General features: G+C 23.9%; 1 protein-coding gene and 1 pseudogene. Both read left to right on the forward strand.

All coding sequences use genetic code 4. The features are described from left to right. Nucleotides 1-36: 36 nt before the first annotated feature. Nucleotides 37-207 (forward strand): hypothetical protein, encoded by a 171-nt coding sequence (locus tag C6B38_RS09625; protein ID WP_162475804.1) that lies wholly within the window; start codon nt 37-39, stop codon nt 205-207. Beyond that, nucleotides 207-2355, forward strand: a pseudogene (locus C6B38_RS12280) (spiroplasma phage ORF1-like family protein). The gene C6B38_RS09625 and the pseudogene C6B38_RS12280 overlap by 1 nt, the downstream one beginning before the upstream one ends. The last annotated feature ends 175 nt before the right edge of the window (nt 2356-2530 follow it).

The raw sequence follows: 2530 nt of genomic DNA on the forward strand, positions 1-2530 counted from the left end.
TTGGATCAATTTACGATAAATGAGATAAATTAATTAATGAGTTTGGTATTTTATTCTGATATATGTTATAAATGAGATAAATTAATTAATGAGTTTGGTATTTTATTCTGATATATGTTAGTTGCAAATTTGTATTTTTGATTTGAATTAGTTTGATGTATTTTATTTATAATTAATTTTAAAAAGAAGAAAGGTGGTAAAGAATAATGCGTAAGTCATTATCTTTATTTGCCATATTTATTTTAACTTTTTTGGGTTTGGTTATTCCATTTATTACTTTAACGGCGTTTAGACCCTTAAATGAGGAGCATTATACGCTTAAACAAGAAAGTAGTACTGGTAAAGGTATTAATGAAACTGATTTTATTAATACAATGTTTTTACGCAGTAGTTTTTTTGAAAATTGGTCGGAAACAAATTATTTTATTAATCCAACTTTAAAAACATCAAAAAATTTATTGTTTAATGATAAATGGTATTTAGATTTTTTACAAGATAGTTATTCAACCGGAGTTGTTTATGATAAACCTAATGAAATATTTTTGAATTATTATCGACAATGACATAGTTTAAAAAATAAGTATATGGTTGAAAAATTTTATGATGTTAAAAAAGAGAATTTTTTGAATGATTTAACTAAATTGTGGAAAATGTTGACCGCTATAAAGAAAATCATTATCCAAGAGTTAAATTGAAAGTAGATAATTGAAAATTAATTACTAAATCATTATCCAAGAGTTAAATTGAAAGTAGATAATTGAAAATTAATTACTGATTATAATTTTTTTGAAAATAATGTTGATAATAAATATTATTTTGTTATTTGAAAAGATAATAATAGTAATGAATGAAAAATTGCTAAATTTAAACACGATACATCTGATATAAAAAAAATAGGAGATGTAATTTATATTCATAGTATAAAATATTATGCTAAAAGTAATAATCTTAAAGGTCTTTATCGTTGAGATGGTAATGGTGAACCACAAATACCTACCATTGATAAAAACACTGGTGAAATTACTGACTGAAATAGTTATCAACAAACTCGCGTAAAAGAATTTATTGGTTTGTCTTTATATTCTGTTTTGCAATAAAATATTAGGGTTCAGCAAGGCGGAAGTGCTGATTATGAAAATCCGAATAAGGTTGGTACAAAGCGGATAATTTTTGATTTTGAGACGGTTGATGAGTTGGATGTTAAAAATATTAAAAAAGCAATTTATCGGATGATTTTGACTGTTGATGAAGCAAATTTAATTATTTCTGGTAGTTTAGAGTTAAATAATATTAATAATGATGATTTAAGTTTTAATTTTAGTTTTATGCGAACGGGAATGGGTGAGGTTTTTAATTTTAATGGTTCAATTTATTCATCATTAAATAGTAAAGATTTAAAGTATTATCAACAGTTTAGCGGTCAGTTTGATTTATCTAAGTTTTTACAGTCGTTTTTTGCAAGTGCATTGGTGCCAGTGTTTCAAAATCGTAGTTCTTTTATTGAAAATTGAAATTACAAAATTTTAATAATATTTTGTTGAGTGAAAATATTAACGATAATTTAATTACAAAATTTTAATAATATTTTGTTGAGTGAAAATATTAACGATAATTTACAATTTGATAAATTATTAAATAGTATGTTTAAGATTTCACAGAAATTTTATACTAATTATTTACGTACGATTTTTGATTTAGAAAATAATACTTATGTTCAAGGTTATAATAAAAAATATGGTTTATTAGTAAATAATGGTTTTAAAATTTACCCACGATATTTTTATTTTTCAGATAAATATAAGCAATTAGATATTAAATTATATTCAGCATTTAAAAATCGGTTTTATACGATTAATAATTATGGTAGTGTTTTTAATTATGATTTTTCGGTTGCTAATAATTATGATATTAAGTTAAATTCGGGTTATGTTTTTGGTGGTGACTTACAAAATAAATATGGTTTGCAATATAAGAAAATTGAAGAACAAAAAATCGGTTATAATGTTTTTGAATTGCAAGCACAAAAAGAGAATGATATGTACCGATATTATGATTTTAATTTTGGGATTTATAATTGACAAGAAATTAATAATGGTGGGTTGTTCCCCGATAAACAATGATGACAAGTACAATATGTAACGCCAGAGGGTTGATGAGATTTTGGTGCTCATATTAAAAATGCGGTGAGTTAAACAAGTTAATGAATTAGCTAGTGGTGTTGGTAAGGTTTTTGAAACAGTATATAGTTTTTTTAGTCAAATCTTCGAGGTATGAAAATTTAATCCCGCATTGTATAGTACAATAACAAATATTTTTTTATTAATTATTTTTATGAAATTTGTGCGATTAATATAAAAAAGGAACTGTTATTCAGTTCTTTTTTGTTCTTTTCAGTCAGTAATTTCACCAGTGTTTTTATCAATGGTAGGTATTTGTGGTTCACCATTACCATCTCAACGATAAAGACCTTTAAGATTATTACTTTTAGCATAATATTTTATACTATGAATATAAATTACATCTCCTATTT

It is taken from the genome of Spiroplasma sp. ChiS (assembly GCF_002968355.1).
In the GTDB taxonomy this organism is placed as follows: Bacteria; Bacillota_I; Bacilli_A; order Mycoplasmatales; family Mycoplasmataceae; genus Spiroplasma; species Spiroplasma citri.